The sequence below is a fragment of the Streptomyces sp. TE5632 genome, assembly GCF_054061295.1.
This window is the reverse complement of sequence record NZ_JBSSEA010000003.1, coordinates 5,680,388-5,695,041: the sequence shown is the minus strand read 5'-3', so window position 1 is coordinate 5,695,041 and position 14,654 is coordinate 5,680,388. Positions and strand designations below refer to the sequence as shown.

15 protein-coding genes are annotated in these 14,654 nt (G+C 72.1%); 1 reads left to right on the top strand and 14 read right to left on the bottom strand.

Translation table 11 applies throughout. From position 1 onward, the window contains the following. A complete protein-coding gene (locus ACVW19_RS31135) occupies positions 1-1,374 on the top strand; it encodes a cryptochrome/photolyase family protein (protein WP_457463640.1) in 1,374 nt (457 codons plus the stop codon). A 96-nt stretch (positions 1,375-1,470) separates the two neighbouring features. On the opposite strand, the gene hypE is transcribed toward ACVW19_RS31135, so the two are convergent. From hypE to ACVW19_RS31065, 14 genes are all read right to left on the bottom strand, one after another. Continuing rightward, positions 1,471-2,574: a hydrogenase expression/formation protein HypE gene (gene hypE / locus ACVW19_RS31130; RefSeq protein ID WP_457463638.1), complete on the bottom strand. Its 1,104-nt coding sequence runs from the start codon at positions 2,572-2,574 to the stop codon at positions 1,471-1,473. Beyond that, positions 2,567-3,706 carry a hydrogenase formation protein HypD gene (gene hypD / locus ACVW19_RS31125; protein ID WP_457463636.1) on the bottom strand — a complete coding sequence of 380 codons (1,140 nt, stop codon included), beginning with the start codon at positions 3,704-3,706 and terminating at the stop codon, positions 2,567-2,569. Before hypD ends, hypE begins: the two co-directional genes overlap by 8 nt. Continuing rightward, entirely contained in the window at positions 3,703-4,023 is a 321-nt protein-coding gene (locus ACVW19_RS31120; RefSeq protein WP_457463634.1) for a HypC/HybG/HupF family hydrogenase formation chaperone, read from the bottom strand. The genes hypD and ACVW19_RS31120 overlap by 4 nt, the downstream gene beginning before the upstream one ends. Positions 4,024-4,063: 40 nt before the next feature. After that, complete coding sequence (gene hypF, locus ACVW19_RS31115) at positions 4,064-6,448, bottom strand: carbamoyltransferase HypF (RefSeq protein WP_457463632.1); 2,385 nt, start codon at positions 6,446-6,448, stop codon at positions 4,064-4,066. After that, positions 6,445-7,140, bottom strand: a complete 696-nt coding sequence (gene hypB, locus ACVW19_RS31110) for a hydrogenase nickel incorporation protein HypB (RefSeq protein WP_457463630.1) — start codon at positions 7,138-7,140, stop codon at positions 6,445-6,447. The genes hypF and hypB overlap by 4 nt, the downstream gene beginning before the upstream one ends. Positions 7,141-7,181: 41 nt before the next feature. Continuing rightward, a complete protein-coding gene (locus tag ACVW19_RS31105; RefSeq protein ID WP_457463628.1) occupies positions 7,182-7,577 on the bottom strand; it encodes a hydrogenase maturation nickel metallochaperone HypA/HybF in 396 nt (131 codons plus the stop codon). Positions 7,578-7,687: 110 nt separating this feature from the next. After that, on the bottom strand, positions 7,688-7,813 hold the full coding sequence (locus ACVW19_RS31100) for a DUF6893 family small protein (protein ID WP_457463626.1): 126 nt from the start codon (positions 7,811-7,813) through the stop codon (positions 7,688-7,690). Positions 7,814-7,845: 32 nt separating this feature from the next. Next, positions 7,846-8,364: a hydrogenase maturation protease gene (locus ACVW19_RS31095; protein ID WP_457463624.1), complete on the bottom strand. Its 519-nt coding sequence runs from the start codon at positions 8,362-8,364 to the stop codon at positions 7,846-7,848. Further along, positions 8,361-9,767, bottom strand: a complete 1,407-nt coding sequence (locus tag ACVW19_RS31090; protein ID WP_457463622.1) for a hypothetical protein — start codon at positions 9,765-9,767, stop codon at positions 8,361-8,363. Before ACVW19_RS31090 ends, ACVW19_RS31095 begins: the two co-directional genes overlap by 4 nt. Continuing rightward, positions 9,764-10,465: a DUF6084 family protein gene (locus ACVW19_RS31085; protein ID WP_457463621.1), complete on the bottom strand. Its 702-nt coding sequence runs from the start codon at positions 10,463-10,465 to the stop codon at positions 9,764-9,766. The genes ACVW19_RS31090 and ACVW19_RS31085 overlap by 4 nt, the downstream gene beginning before the upstream one ends. After that, positions 10,462-11,112, bottom strand: a complete 651-nt coding sequence (locus ACVW19_RS31080; protein WP_457463619.1) for a DUF5947 family protein — start codon at positions 11,110-11,112, stop codon at positions 10,462-10,464. The genes ACVW19_RS31085 and ACVW19_RS31080 overlap by 4 nt, the downstream gene beginning before the upstream one ends. Continuing rightward, positions 11,109-11,681 carry a hypothetical protein gene (locus ACVW19_RS31075; RefSeq protein WP_457463617.1) on the bottom strand — a complete coding sequence of 191 codons (573 nt, stop codon included), beginning with the start codon at positions 11,679-11,681 and terminating at the stop codon, positions 11,109-11,111. The genes ACVW19_RS31080 and ACVW19_RS31075 overlap by 4 nt, the downstream gene beginning before the upstream one ends. Further along, on the bottom strand, positions 11,678-13,456 hold the full coding sequence (locus ACVW19_RS31070; protein ID WP_457463615.1) for a nickel-dependent hydrogenase large subunit: 1,779 nt from the start codon (positions 13,454-13,456) through the stop codon (positions 11,678-11,680). The genes ACVW19_RS31075 and ACVW19_RS31070 overlap by 4 nt, the downstream gene beginning before the upstream one ends. 76 nt (positions 13,457-13,532) lie before the next feature. Continuing rightward, positions 13,533-14,621, bottom strand: a complete 1,089-nt coding sequence (locus ACVW19_RS31065; protein WP_457463613.1) for an NADH-quinone oxidoreductase subunit B family protein — start codon at positions 14,619-14,621, stop codon at positions 13,533-13,535. Between the last annotated feature and the right edge of the window lie 33 nt (positions 14,622-14,654).

The window sequence follows — 14,654 nt, the reverse complement described above, 5'->3', positions numbered from 1 at the left end:
ATGACCGTCGCGGTCGTCCTGTTCACCTCGGATCTGCGTCTGCACGACCATCCCCCGCTGCGCGCCGCCCTCGCGGCGGCGGACGAGGTGGTGCCGCTGTTCGTACGCGACCCGGGCGTCCACGCGGCCGGCTTCGACGCGCCCAACCGCAGCGCCTTCCTCGCCGACTGCCTGGCCGACCTCGACGCCTCGCTGCGCCGCCGCGGCGGCCGGCTGGTGGTGCGTACCGGGCCGGTCGTACGGGAGGTCCGCGCGCTCGCCGCGGAGTGCCGAGCCTTTGAGGTGCACATGGCCGCCGGGGTCACCGGATACGCCCAGCGGCGGGAGGAGCGGCTGCGCGAGGAACTCGGCGACCACGGCGTGGCACTGCGCGTGCACGACAGCGTGATCACCGCTGTGGGCGCGGGGACGGTGACTCCGGCCGGCTCCGATCACTACGCCGTGTTCACGCCCTACTTCCGCCGCTGGTCACAAGAGCGGCTGCGGGACACCTGTCCGACGCCGCGCACCGTGCGCGTCCCGGAGGCGGTGCGCGGCGAGCCGCTGCCGTCCCGTGACGGGCTGTCCGGCGTCTCCCCGGCCCTGCCGCCCGGCGGGGAGACGCGGGGGCGTGAGCGGTTCTCCCGGTGGGCCCGCGAGGACCTGTCCGGGTACGAGGACCGCCACGACGACCTGGCGGGCGACGCGACCTCCCGGTTGTCGCCGTACCTGCACTTCGGAGCCCTCTCGCCGGTGGAACTCGTCCGGCGGGCCCGCGCACACGGCGGACCCGGGGCGGACGCGTTCGTGCGCCAGTTGTGCTGGCGCGACTTCCACCACCAGGTACTGGCGGCACGGCCGGCGGCCTCCGCCCGGGACTACCGCACCCGGCACGACCGGTGGCGCACCGAGGAGGAGGCGTCCGAGGACATCGCCGCGTGGCGGGAGGGCCGTACCGGATACCCGGTCGTCGACGCGGCGATGCGCCAACTGCGCCACGAGGGCTGGATGCACAACCGGGCACGCCTGCTGGCAGCCAGTTTCCTGGCCAAGACCCTGTACGTGGACTGGCGGATCGGCGCCCGGCACTTCCTCGATCTGCTCGTGGACGGCGACATCGTCAACAACCAGCTCAACTGGCAGTGGGTCGCCGGAACCGGCACCGACACCCGCCCCCACCGCGTGCTCAACCCGGTCGCACAGGGCAGACGCTTCGACCCGCGGGGAGCGTACGTCCGCCGATGGGTGCCGGAACTACGGGACGTGGCGGGCAGGCGCATCCATGAACCGTGGCGGCTGCCCGAGCGTGAGCGCGCACGCCTGGACTACCCCGGGCCGCTGATCGACCTCGCGGACGGCCTGGCACGGTTCGAGCACGCACGCGGCCGGGACTGAGGAAGGGAACGCCGTGCCCGGCTCGCACGGCACGGGATGCGAGCCGGGCACGACAGCCCCGCGGCCCCATGGCGCCGGGACCGTGGCCGGCGGTCCTCAGCAGATCCGCGGCAGCTGCTCGCCGAGGGGCAGGTCCACCACCCTGGTGCCGCCCAGCGCGGTGCGGGCGACGACCATACCGGGGTGCGCGTCGGTCACCTCGCCGATCACCGCGGCCTCGGCGCCCAGCGGATGTGCGCGCATGGCGGCCAGGACCGCGTCCGCGTGGGCGGGCGGCACGAACGCCACGAGCTTCCCCTCGTTGGCCACGTACATCGGGTCCAGCCCCAGGACCGCGCACGCGTTGGTCACCGCGTCGGGGACGGGTACGGCGCGTTCCCGCACCACGATCCCGGTGCCGGAGGCGGCGGCGATCTCGTTCAGCGAGGCGGCCAGTCCGCCACGGGTGGGGTCCCGCAGGGCGTGCAGGTCGGGTGTGACGGCGAGCATCGCCTCGACGAGGCCTCCGAGCGGTGCGCAGTCGCTCAGGATCTCCACCCCGAACTCCAGCCCTTCCCGCACGCTCATGATCGCCACCCCGTGGACGCCGATCGCCCCGCTGACGAGGACGACGTCGCCCGGGACCACCCGCCCCGGCCGCAGGTCCACGCCTGAGGGGATCAGTCCGATGCCGGAGGTGTTGATGTAGACGCCGTCGCCGTGGCCGGCCTCGACGACCTTGGTGTCGCCGGTGACGACTTCCACCCCCGCGGCCCGGGCGGCGGCGCCCATCGCCGCCGCGACCCGTCCGACGACGTCCGTACCGGTGCCCTCCTCGAGGATGAAACCGCAGGACAGATAGGCGGGGCGGGCCCCGCTCATGGCGAGGTCGTTGACGGTGCCGTTGACCGCGAGGTCCCCGATGCTGCCGCCGGGGAAGAACAGCGGGCGCACCACGAAGGAGTCGGTGGAGAAGGCCAGCTTGGCCCCGCCGAGTTCCAGGGCGGCGGAATCGGTCAGCGCCTCCGGTGCCGGGCCGCCGAAGGCGGGTGTGAAGAGCTGTTCGACGAGCTCGGCGGACAGGGCTCCGCCGCCGCCGTGGCCCATGACGATCCTCGGTTGGTCGCGCAGCGGTACGGGGCAGGTCCAGTTGAGCATGTCCGGGCGGGTGTCCTCGGCCTGCCGGACGGCGCCGGGGACGGTGCCGGTGGTGTCAGACAACGGGGCTGCCCTCCAGGGACGCGGCCGGCCTCGCCGGGGTGTTCAGCTCGAGCCGCCGGTAGAGGTAGTACGCGGCGCAGGCACCCTCGCTGGAGACCATGGTGGCGCCGAGCGGTGAGCGCGGGGTGCAGGTGGTGCCGAACGCCTCGCACTCGTGCGGCTTGATCAGCCCCTGCAGCACTTCGCCGCTGCGGCAGGCGGCCGGTTCGCGGGTGGTGATGCCGTCGACGGCGAAGCGGTGCTCGGCGTCGTAGTCGCGGTAGCGCGAGGACAGCCGCCAGCCGCTGTCCGGGATGACGCCGATGCCGCGCCAGGCGCGGTCGGTGACCTCGAAGACGTCGTCGAGCATGGCCCGGGCCGCCGGGTTGCCCTCCGGACGCACGGCGCGCGGGTAGGCGTTGTCGACGGTGTGCTCGCCGCGTTCCAGCTGGCGGACGGTACGGCGGACGCCTTCCAGGATGTCGAGCGGTTCGAACCCGGTGACGACGATGGGCACGCCGAATCGCTCGGCGAGTCCCGGGTACTCGTCCATCCCCATGACGCTGCACACGTGTCCGGCGGCGAGGAACGCCTGTACACGGCAGTCCGGCGACTGCATGATCGCCTCGATCGCCGGCGGCACCCGTACGTGCGAGACCAGCAGACTGAAGTTGCGGATGCCGAGCTTGCGCGCCTGGTACACCGTCATCGCGTTGGGCGGGGCGGTCGTCTCGAAGCCGATGCCGAAGAAGACGACCTGTCGGTCCGGGTTCTGCTGGGCGATGCGCAGTGCGTCGAGCGGGGAGTAGACGACCCTGACGTCCCCTCCGGTGCCGCGCACCTGGAACAGGTCGCGTCCGGTGCCGGGCACGCGGAGCATGTCGCCGAAGGAGCAGAAGACGACGTCGGGGCGGGAGGCGATCTCCAGTGCCTTGTCGATCACCTCGAGCGGGGTGACGCAGACGGGACAGCCGGGGCCGTGGATCAGCTCGACCTCCTCGGGGAGGAGCTGGTCGATGCCGTGCCGGATGATGGTGTGGGTCTGGCCGCCGCAGACCTCCATCAGCGCCCACGGGCGGGTGACGGTGGCCCGGATGTCGTCCAGCAGCCGTTCGGCGAGGTCGGGGTCCTGGAACTCCTCGATGTACTTCACTGCTGTCCCTCCGGGGCGGTGGTGTGGTGCGAGGGCTGCTGCGCGGCGCCCTGGGCGGCCGCCTGTTCCCAGGGGTCGCCGAACTCCTCCTGGAGCATGCCGAGGTTCTCGAACAGCTCCAGGGTTCTGCGGGCCGATTCCTCGTCGAGCCGCTGGAGCGCGAACCCGACGTGGACGATGGCGTACTCCCCGACCTTCAGGTCCGGCAGGTACTCCAGGCACACGTCCTTGACGACTCCTCCGAAGTCGACCGTGGCCATACGGGTTCCGTCCCGGTCCTCGACGTCCAGCACTCTGCCGGGTACCGCAAGACACATGTGTTTTCTCCTCACTGTCGCGGGTTCGGGCCCGGCTCCGTCACTCGGTGCCGGCGGCTCCGGTACGGGCGGCCACCATGAGCTGGCCCACGGCGAGCCCTCCGTCGCCCGGCGGGACGCGCCGGTGGCGCAGCACGGTGAAGCCGTCGCTGCGCAGCCGCGTCGCGCACGCGGACGAGAGCAGCACGTTGGCGAACACCCCGCCGGTCAGGGCCACCGTCTCCAGGCCGAGTTCGCCGCGTGCCCGGCCGCACACCTCGTGCACGAGCCCGGCCACGGCGTGGTGGAAGCGTGCCGCGACGAGGCAGGGCCGGACGCCGCCCCGCACGTCGTCGACGACCGCGGCGAGCAGGGGCGCGGGATCGGCGGCGAGGGGGGTGCCGTCCCCGCCGGTGAGCCGGAAGGTGTAGCGGGCGTCGTCCGCGCAGGCGTCGGCCGTCACTGCGGCGGCCTCGAGTTCGACGGCGGCCTGCGCCTCGTACCCCGCGTGGTGGCACACTCCGGCGAGGGAGGACACGGCGTCGAAGAGGCGGCCCATGCTCGATGTGGGCAGGCAGTTCAGCCCGCGCGTCAACTGCTGGTCGAGAAGGCGGAGTTCGTCGGGCGGACAGGCGGCCTCGCACGGCAGGTCCCCGTCCCACGGGATGCCCGCGGCGCGCAGATGGGCCAGGGCCATCCGGTACGGGCGCCGGACGGCGGCGTCCCCGCCGGGCAGCGGCACGTAGGCGAGATGCGCGAAGCGGGAGAAGCCGGTGTAGTCCGCTGCCAGGAACTCACCGCCCCACACGGCCCGGTCGTCCCCGTAGCCGGTGCCGTCGAAGGCGACCCCGAGGACGGGGCGGCTGCCGTCGAGGCCGTGCTCGGCCATGGCGGACGCGACGTGGGCGTGGTGGTGCTGGACGCGCAGGACGGGCCGCCCGGCGGCGTGCCGTTCGGCCCAGCGGCCCGAGCGGTAGGCGGGGTGGCGGTCGGCGACGAGACGTGCGGGCCGTACCCCGGTGATCTCCTCCAGTTGCCGCTCGGCACGTGTGAAGGCCTGCTGGGTGGCGAGGTCGTCCATGTCCCCGATGTGCGCCGACAGCCAGGCCTTGCGGTCCTCACCGAGGCAGAAGGCGTTCTTGAGGTCGCCACCGACGGCGAGCGCCGGAGCCACGGGGACGGGCAGGGTGAGCGGCAGCGGGGCGTGGCCGCGGGAGCGGCGCAGGGTCAGCGGCTCGCCGTCGCAGACCCGCATCACCGAGTCGTCGCACGGTACGTGGATCGGCCGGTCGTGCAGCAGCCAGGCGTCCGCCAGGCCGGACAGCCGTTCCAGCGCCTCCGCGTCGTCGGTGACGATGGGTTCCCCGGCGAGGTTGCCGCTGGTCATCACCAGCAGTCGCGGCTGCGGGGAGCCGTGGTCGTCGTCGGCTTCCAGCAGCAGGTGGTGCACGGGTGTGTACGGGAGCATGACGCCGAGGTCGGGGCTGCCGGGGGCGACCTCTCGGGCGGGCCACGGGCGGCCGGGGTCCGGGGCGCCGGTGCGGCGACGCCGCATCAGGACGATGGGCCGCTCCTTGGCGGTGAGCAGGTCGCGCTCCGCCGGTCCGGCGTGGACCAGGTGTTCGACGTCGGCGACGTCCCCGGCCATCAAGGCGAACGGCTTGTCCCCGCGGGCCTTGCGGCGGCGCAGTTCGGCCACGGCTCGGGGGTCGGTCGCGTCGCAGGCCAGGTGGTAGCCGCCCAGGCCCTTCACCGCGAGGATCGCTCCGTCGGCGAGCAGGTCACGCGCGGCGCGGATCGGGTCGGCGGGTTCGGGGCCGCCGCCCTTCCCGGGGGCCGTGGTCAGCCGTAGCCGCGGCCCGCAGGCGGGGCAGGCCACGGGCTGCGCGTGGAAGCGGCGGTCGGCCGGGTCGGCGTATTCCCGGGCGCAGTCGGCGCACAGGGGGAAGCCGGCCATGGTCGTGTGGTCGCGGTCGTACGGGAGGCCGGTGACGATGGTGAACCGCGGCCCGCAGTGCGTGCAGGTGATGAACGGGTGCCGATGGCGCCGGTCCGCCGGGTCGGCGAGTTCCGCGAGGCAGTCGTCGCAGGTCGCGGTGTCCGGCGAGACGAGCGTGCGGGCGGGGCCGCCGGCGCGTGAGGGGACGATGGCGAATCCGTCGGCGCCGGTCGTGGGCACCTCGGTGGCGTCGACCGATTCGACGAGCGCCAGGGGCGGGGCGTCGGGGGCGATGCGCGCGCAGAACCGGTCCACGGACGAGGGGTCGCCCTCGACCTCGACGACGACGCCGTCCGCGGTGTTGGTCACATGACCGGAGAGCCTGAGTTCGGTGGCCAGGGTGTACAGGTACGGCCGGAAGCCGACGCCCTGCACCACGCCCCGCACGACGACCCGGCTGCGCCGCGGGGCCGGCGTGCGGTCGGCCACGGGCTGGGGAGCGGTCACGCCTGTACCCGGGCCATCACCGGGGCGTGGGGCGCGGTGCCCTGCGCCGCCGCGAGCGCCCGGTCGAGCAGCGTGCCCACGCCCGCTCCGGTGCGCACGGAGGTGAGGACCACCTCCACGCCGGGGTTGACCTGCTGGACGTTGGCGCGGAAGGCCGCCTCGTCGAACTCGGCGGGGGCGGCCAGGTCGGTCTTGGTGACGATCACGAGCTGGGCGAGGCCGAAGGCCGTCGGGTACTTGAGCGGTTTGTCCTCCCCCTCGGTCACGGAGGCGAGCACGACCCGCAGCGATTCACCGAGGTCGTACGAAGCCGGGCAGACCAGGTTGCCCACGTTCTCCACGAACAGCAGCCGGGTGTGCTCGGGGAGCCAGCCGTGGAGGTGCCCGGCGAGCATGTCCGCCTCCAGGTGGCACAGCCCGTCGGTGAGGACCTGTTTGACGGGGACGCCGGAGCGGGCGAGGCGTTCGGCGTCGTTCTCGGTCGCCAGGTCCGCGGTGAGCGCGGCGACGGTGACGCGGCGTTCTTGGGCCAGCAGCAGTTCGCGTTCCAGCAGGGCGGTCTTGCCGCTGCCGGGGCTGGAGAGCAGGTTGACGACCGTGGTGCCGCGGGCTGCCAGTTCGGAGCGCAGCAGCCGGGCGACGGTCGTGTTCTTGGCGAGGACTGCCTGTTGGAGATCGACGACTTTGCACATGGTTCGGCTCACCTCGAAGACGGATTACCTCGAAGACGGGTTCACGTTGCGTCGGCCGGCCGCGGCGTGGCCGGCGCGGACTGTCGTTCCGGTGCGGTCCACCGCACCTCGCTGATGCGCAGTTCGCGGCCGGAGAGCAGTTCGGCCGCGGCCTGCCCGCAGACGGGGCACAGCAGGCAGGGAGGCACGCCGACCTCCCACACGTCGCCGCACCCGGTGCAGCGTGCCGTGCCGGGGACGGTCCGGGTGGTCAGTTCGGCGCCTTCCAGGACGGTGCCGGCGCAGGCCAGTTCGAAGCAGAAGGCGAGCGCGTCGGGGACGACACCGGCCAGTTCGCCCACGTCGAGGGCCACGCGTGCGACGCCCGTGGCCCCGGCGGGCCGGGCCGCCTGTTCCACCTGGTCGACGACGGCCAGCGCGATGGACATCTCGTGCATCGGTCTCCGTCCTGCGCCCGTGGCTGCCTGTTTGGCGCCCATTACAGACGCGCTCCCTGGGACCGGCCGACCGGCGCGCCGGGATCACACGCCTGCGTACGCCGTTCGGTTCACATCCTGCGCATCCGCAGGTAGCGCCTGACGTCGGGGAGGACCCCCCTGACGAGGGCGGCGACGGCGGTGACGGCGGTGACGGCGGTGACGGCGGCAGCGCCGCCGACGAGGGTCTTCTTCACGGGGTGCTCCTTGTTCCTTCTGCGACGGCGTGTCATACGGCGGCCTCCTGCCGGACGAGGTCGGTCACCATCCGCACCGCTTCCGGTACGGCGGCGGCGACCTGGGGGCTGAGCTCGAGGGTCTCGTCGAGGCAGGCGGGTTCGCAGCCGACGACGAGGGTGCGGCGCGGGGGCGTGGCGCCGGTTCCGGCGCACAGGGTGGCGAGCAGGGCGAGGACCGCGTCGGGTGACATGCGGTGCCCGTCGAGCGGGACGTCCGCCACCGGCCCGGTGCCGTCGCCGTCCGGCGTCCCGGCGTCGATCAGGTACAGCGTTCCGGGTTCGCCGCCGCGTGCGGTCGCGTCGACGATGACGAGCGTGTCGTAGCCGTCGAGGAGCTGGTAGGCGAGGTGCACACCGCGGATGCCGATGTCGGCCACCTCGACACCGGCCGGCAGGTCCTCCCGGGCGAGCCGGCGCGCGGTCTCGACGCCGAAGCCGTCGTCCCCGAGGAAGATGTTGCCGACACCGGCGACGAGGGTGCGGGCGCCGTGTGGTGCGGTGGGGGTCACGCGTCCTCCAGGGCTTCCACCTCGTCGGGCTGGAAGTAGAGGAACCGGCCCTGTTCGCGGCGGATGTCGGCGCCGGGGTCGTCCTCCACGGTCACGGCGATGTGCACGCCTCCGTCGACGTCGTGCAGTACGGCCTCGACCAGTGCGTTGCGGCCGTTCAGGAACAGGTCCTGCGCGTCGGTGTGCCGCAGCCGGGGTCGCAGGACGACGCGGCAGCCCGCTCGTACCTCCCGGCCGTCGACGGTGACGTGGTCGCGGTCGGGATCGACCGCGGTGTCGCCGCCCGGGTCCCACCAGGGGCTCTCGGGCCGGAACACGCCCTGCGGGTCGTCCCCCGCGTCCGGCGGGCCGGTGACCTCCCGCAGGCTCCGCACCGCTCCGTGCAGCCGTTCGAGGACCTCCGGCGGCATGGTGTCCGCCAGTTCGATCACGGCCGCGGCACGTGCGTCCGTGCCTCTGGCCTCGCGTTTCTCCTCGTCGGTGAGGGCGATGGTGCGCAGCGCGAGGATCTCGTCGATCTCGGTGGCGTCGTAGAGCGCGCCGGGGCTCTCGGGGGCGATGGCGGGGTGGTCCTCGAGGATGATCGGCGAGGACAGTACGAGGTCGGCACGGCCCGGTTCGCCGGCGAGCACGGGCCAGGTGTGCAGGTTCCGGCAGGCCGCGACGGCGCCCTTCGCCCACTCGGGCGGGTCGGTCATGGAGAGGAACGTCCCGGCGTCCAGGTGCAGGAGTACGTGGCTGGCGACCAGCGAGTACGGCAGCGCCGCGTCGCGGTCGCCGGCGTCGTCGGGCAGCCAGGGGCTGGTGTTCTCGACGATGACGCGCAGGCGCTGCGTGCGGTACGGGCCGTCCAGTTCGGTCGTGGAGAGCCGGACGACGCCGCTGATCTCCTCACGGCGGCGGATCAGGCGCCCGACGGGCCGCCCGTCGGCGTCCGTGACGGGCTCGGTCTCCTCGGCGGCGGCCCGGGTGAACGGGACGGTCACCCCGTCACCGGTCAACTCGGCCACCGGCAGGGCGATTTCCACCTTCTCCTCCCGGCCTTCGTCCCAGGGGACCAGGACCCGGTCGTCGAGGTGCAGTTCGCGCACCGTCTCGTACGTCCCGTCGGCGTGCGCCTGCTGGACGATGCGCCGTTGGGTGTGCAGGAGGCGGACCTCGACGGCGAGGGTGGCTCCGCTCTTCGGTTCCATCAGGCATTCGGTGTGCTGGAAGTCGTGTTCCTCGGCCGCCGCGCACCAGGCGGGCGGTACGAGCACGCCGAACTGCCAGCGCAGCCTGTTCTTGGCGGCCGACGCCCGGTACGGGTAGAGCACATAGCCCTCGAAGAGGACGGCGTCCGCGACGTGGCGGGCGACGGCTAGACGGGCCTCGGTGCCGGGGGTGAACGCGGTGGTGGTCATGGTGTCCTCTCCCCCGCCGCGTCGAGCAGCGTCTCGACGGTCGCCTGCCACGACGGCAGCGCGTGGCGCGACCGGTAGGCGAGCAGCGCGTCCATGGCGTCCTGCGGCAGCCGGATCCAGCCGCAGCCCGGGAAGTGCTGTTCGATCATCTCCCGCCAGGTCTTCACCGGCAGGCGGAAGGTGGTCTCCTTGTCCCAGGGGACGGGCTCCACGTGGAAGCCGCCGGCACCGGTGAACGCGGTGCCGGAGAACAGCATCAGCAGCGGCACCTCCCCCTCGGACAGGGCCCGGAAGTACCGCGACGCCGCGATGTCCGTGTCGTACGTGCAGGGCACCACCAGGTCGGTCTCGATCTCGCCGGTGAACCCGGGGACCATCACCGAGACCTGTGCGAACTGCACGGGGTTGAGGCTGCTGCCCCATCGGGAGCGTTCGCCGAAGAGGTCGGTCAGTGCCGCGGCCTCGGTGTCGTCGTAGCCGCGGCGGGCGGGTTCGATGCGGATCTGGCAGCGCAGCGCGAGCGCGTGGACGCGGGTCGCTCTGGACGCGGTGATCCGCAGCCGGAACACCAGGGTGGGGCCTGCCGCGTAGGCGTCGGCGCGTACTCCGGTGCAGCTGAAGGAGAACCCCGAGAACCCCGAGAACCCTGAGGACTCCGAGGGCTCCGATGACTTCGCGGACTCCGAGAACTCGGTCACGGCTTGCTCCCCTGGAGGTCGCGGGCCCGGTCGCGGACGTGGGTGAAGAAGTCGTCGAGGTCGGCCCGGGCCTCCGCTCCTCCGTCGAAGCCCTGCCAGCGCAGGCGCATCCGGCCCACCAGTTCGTAGCAGAGGTCGATCGGCACCAGATAGCACTCGGTGCGACCGTGGTGGCGGCGCAACAGCAGGGCCTCCACGTCGGGTTCGAGCAGCGCGGCGAGGCGGGTCCCGGCGAGGACGGCCTCCCAGGAGGTCGGCTCCAGTTCGCTCTCGGTCGCTCCGGCCGGGCTCGGATAGAGCGCGACCAGCCGGTCGAGGGCGGAGTTGCGGAAGAAGAAGGCGACGCCGACCGGGATGCGCAGTCGGTCCCAGGCGTTGTCGTCGAGCCGGTGGTCGGGGTCGCTCAGGCAGCGGCCGGGTACCGCGCGGAAGCGGCCTTCCGAACCGCCGGAGCGGTCCAGCAGCTGCGCGCAGGGACCGCACGCGCAGGCCAGCGCGCGCTTCTCGGTGTCGACCAGGTGCGGGTGGCGTTCACCGGTGAGGGGCACTCCGCACAGTTCGCACTGTTCCTCGCGCGGCGGCCGGGGGTCGGTGAAGCGGCTCAGGCCGCGGCGGTCGGCGGTGCGCCGCGGTCCGTGCGCGCTCACGGCGCGGTGGCCGGCGGCCGGTGGCGGCCGCCCGTGCCGGGGCCCGGCGGTGCGGTGCCGATCTGGAGCAGCGCCGGTTCGCGGGAGGCGCCGGCGGGTTCCATCTCGACGGCGGTCACCTCGGGGGCGAAGCAGGCGAGCGCGTCGGTGGCCGCCTGCCGGACGGACTCCTGGGTGCTGGGGCAGCCGCAGCCCGTGGAGGCGGTGACCTTGAGGCGCAGCACGCCGGCCGCCGGGTCGAAGCCCGCGTTCTCGACGGCGTGCGGGAGGCCGCCGAGGGCGCGGGCGATGCGGGTGTGCACGTCGTCGGGGTGCAGCCCGTGCAGCACGAGCAGGCCCGCGACGAGTTCGTCACCGAGCAGCGGGTCCAGCGGGTCACCGGGCTTCCCCGCGCCCAGGAGTTCCACGGCGCGGGCGAGCCCGGCGCCGTAGAACTCCATGAGGACGCGCACCAGTTCCTCGGCGGTCCGGCTCACCTGGGGGTCTCCGGCGCCGGCGAGCCGGTCGAGGATCTCCTCGACCCGCCGGCCGGCCTGCTCCGCGGTGGTGGCGGCGGTCGTCGTGCTCATCCGGCGAGTCCGCTCAGCCCGGTGGGCACGTGCATCGACTTCACGGTCTTCCCGCCGCCGACGTACATGTGGACGCCGCAGGGCAGGCAGGGGTCGAAGCTGCGCACGGTGCGCATGATGTCGATGCCCTTGAAGTTCTCGGGCGGGTTCTCCTCGAAGATCGGCGTGTTCTGCACCGCGTCCTCGTAGGGGCCGGGAGTGCCGTAGGTGTCGCGGGTCGAGGCGTTCCACGGGGTCGGCGGATACGGGTGGTAGTTGGCGATCTTGCCGTCCCTGATGACCATGTGGTGCGAGAGGACGCCGCGGACCGCCTCGGTGAACCCGACGCCGATCGACTCGTCCGGCACCTCGAACTTCTCCCACGTCTGGGTGCGCCCGGCGCGGACCTCTTCGAGGCCCTTCTCGGCGCAGTGCAGGGCGACCGCGGCCGCGTACGCCTGGAAGTACGTGCGGGCGCGGTTGCGTTCCAGCGCGTTGCTCCACTGCGGGATCTTCCACTCGAAGGTGGTCTCCGGCTTGGTCAGTGTGCGCGGCAGGTTGATCACGACGCTGTGGCCGGTGGCCTTGACGTACCCGATGTCGACGAGACCGGACAGCGCGGTGGACCACAGCCGGGCGAGGGGGCCGCCGCCGGTGTCGAGGGCGAGGTGGTCCTTGCCGTCGAACCAGCGCGGGGACATGACCCAGCTGTACTTGTCGTCGAAGTCCCGTTTCTGCGGAGCCGGGATGGTGTGCTGGTTCCACGGGTGCCGCGGGTCGACGGGGTTGCCGAGCGGGTCGTTCGTCACGAACTGCTCCTGGCCCTGCCAGTCCTCGTAGTACGAGCTGCCCAGCAGGATGCGCATGCCGAGGTTGATCTCGGTGAGGTCGGTGGTGACGAGCTTGCCGTCGACGATGATGCCGGGGGTGACGAACATCCGCCGGCCCCAGTCGGTCATGTTGGCGTAGGTGAAGTCGCAGTACTCGGGGTCGTTGAGCGCTCCCCAGCAACCCAGCAGCACCCGGCGGCGGCCCACTTCCTCGTATCCCGGCAGTGCCTCGTAGAAGAAGTCGAACAGGTCGTCGTGGAGCGGGACGACACGTTTCATGAACTCCACGTACCGCATGAGGCGGCTCATGTAGTCGGTGAACAGCTGCACGCTGGCGACGGTGCCGACGCCGCCGGGGTACAGGGTGGAGGGGTGCACGTGGCGGCCCTCCATCAGGCAGAACATCTCCCGGGTGTAGCGGCTGACCTGCAGCGCCTCGCGGTAGAACTCGCCTTCGAGGGGGTTGAGGGAGCGCATGATGTCGGCGATGGTGCGGTACCCGTGGTCGGCCGCGTGGGGAGCCTCGGTGCGCTCGGCGAGTTCGAGGACGCCGGGGTTGGTCTCGCGGACCATTTTTTCGCAGTAGTCGACCCCTACCAGGTTCTCCTGGAAGATGTTGTGGTCGAACATGTACTCGGCGGACTCGCCGAGGTTGATGATCCACTCTCCGAGGTGCGGAGGCTTCACGCCGTAGGCCATGTTCTGCGCGTACACCGAGCAGGTGGCGTGGTTGTCACCGCAGATGCCGCAGATCCTGCTGGTGATGAAGTGTGCGTCGCGCGGGTCCTTTCCGCGCATGAAGACGCTGTAGCCGCGGAAGACCGACGAGGTGCTGTAGCACTCCGCGACCCGCTTCTGCTTGAAGTCGATCTTCGTGTGGATGCCGAGACTGCCCACGATCCGGGTGATCGGGTCCCAGGCCATCTCCACCAGGCCGGTTGTGTCACCGGTCGTCGTCGTTGCCATGGTGCGTGCGGTGCCCTTCGTCAGCTGTTCGCGCGGGAGGTGGGTTCGGTGTGCGGTGCTGTCAGCAGCGGTGTTGTCACCACGGCGGTCGGTAGCCGGTGGTGATCTTGTCTCCCGTGTGGCGCCACCTCGGCTCCTTGTCCACGGTCCGCGCCGTGATCGTGCGGAGCCTGCGGACGACGGCGCCGTACGCGCCGCTCCCGGTGCTGGAGACCTTGGCGCCGGGGGGTTCGTCCATGAACGGCATGAACTTGTCGGGGAAGCCCGGCATGGTGCACGCGATGCAGATGCCGCCCACGTTCGGGCAGCCGCCGATGCCGTTCATCCAGCCGCGCTTGGTCACGTTGCACTTGACGACGGGGCCCCAGCAGCCGAGCTTCACCGAGCACTTGGGCGAGTCGTAGCTGGTGGCGAACTGCCCCTGCTCGTAGTACCCGGCCCGGTCGCAGCCCTCGTGCACGGTGGCACCGAACAGCCAGGTCGGCCGGAGCTTGTCGTCGAGCGGGATCATCGGCGCCGAACCGGCGGCCTGGTACAGCAGGTAGGTCAGCGTCTCGGCGAAGTTGTCGGGCTGGATCGGGCAGCCGGGCACGCACACGATGGGGATGCCCGCCCCCGACTTCCAGTCCCATCCGAGGTAGTCGGGCACGCCCATCGCACCGGTGGGATTGCCCGCCATGGCGTGGATGCCGCCGTAGGTGGCGCACGTGCCGATGGCGACGACGGCCAGGGCCTTGGGCGCCAGCCTGTCGATCCATTCGCTGGTGGTGATGGGCTGCCCGGTCTCGGGGTCGTCACCGAAGCCGCACCAGTACCCCTCCTGCTTGATGGCCTCGTTGGGGACGGAACCCTCGACGACCAGGACGAAGGGGTCGATCTCGCCGCGTTCGCCCTTGAAGAACCATTCGATGAACGTGTCGGCTCCGCCGACCGGACCGCATTCGAAGTCGATCAGCGGCCAGTGCACCGCGATCTTCGGCAGACCCGGCAGCCCTTGGAGCGCGATCTCCTCGATGCTCGGCTGCATGGCTGCGGTCAGGGCGACGGAATCGCCGTCGCAGCTCAGCCCGGCGTTGATCCAGAGGATGTGGATCGGCTTCTCCTCGGAGCCGGACGTGCCCGTCGCGCCGGGCTCCTCGACCGTGGTCGGCGATGCTGCGTTCATGGGGAACGCCTCCTGGAGGGTGCGGCAAGACCC

Coding starts and splice junctions, on each gene's coding strand:
- ACVW19_RS31135 (WP_457463640.1), top strand. CDS start 1: ATGACCGTCGCGGTCGTCCTGTTCACCTCGGATCTGCGTCTGCACGAC.
- ACVW19_RS31120 (WP_457463634.1), bottom strand. CDS start 4,023: ATGTGTCTTGCGGTACCCGGCAGAGTGCTGGACGTCGAGGACCGGGAC.
- hypB (WP_457463630.1), bottom strand. CDS start 7,140: ATGTGCAAAGTCGTCGATCTCCAACAGGCAGTCCTCGCCAAGAACACG.
- ACVW19_RS31105 (WP_457463628.1), bottom strand. CDS start 7,577: ATGCACGAGATGTCCATCGCGCTGGCCGTCGTCGACCAGGTGGAACAG.
- ACVW19_RS31090 (WP_457463622.1), bottom strand. CDS start 9,767: ATGACCACCACCGCGTTCACCCCCGGCACCGAGGCCCGTCTAGCCGTC.
- ACVW19_RS31075 (WP_457463617.1), bottom strand. CDS start 11,681: ATGAGCACGACGACCGCCGCCACCACCGCGGAGCAGGCCGGCCGGCGG.
- ACVW19_RS31070 (WP_457463615.1), bottom strand. CDS start 13,456: ATGGCAACGACGACGACCGGTGACACAACCGGCCTGGTGGAGATGGCC.
- ACVW19_RS31065 (WP_457463613.1), bottom strand. CDS start 14,621: ATGAACGCAGCATCGCCGACCACGGTCGAGGAGCCCGGCGCGACGGGC.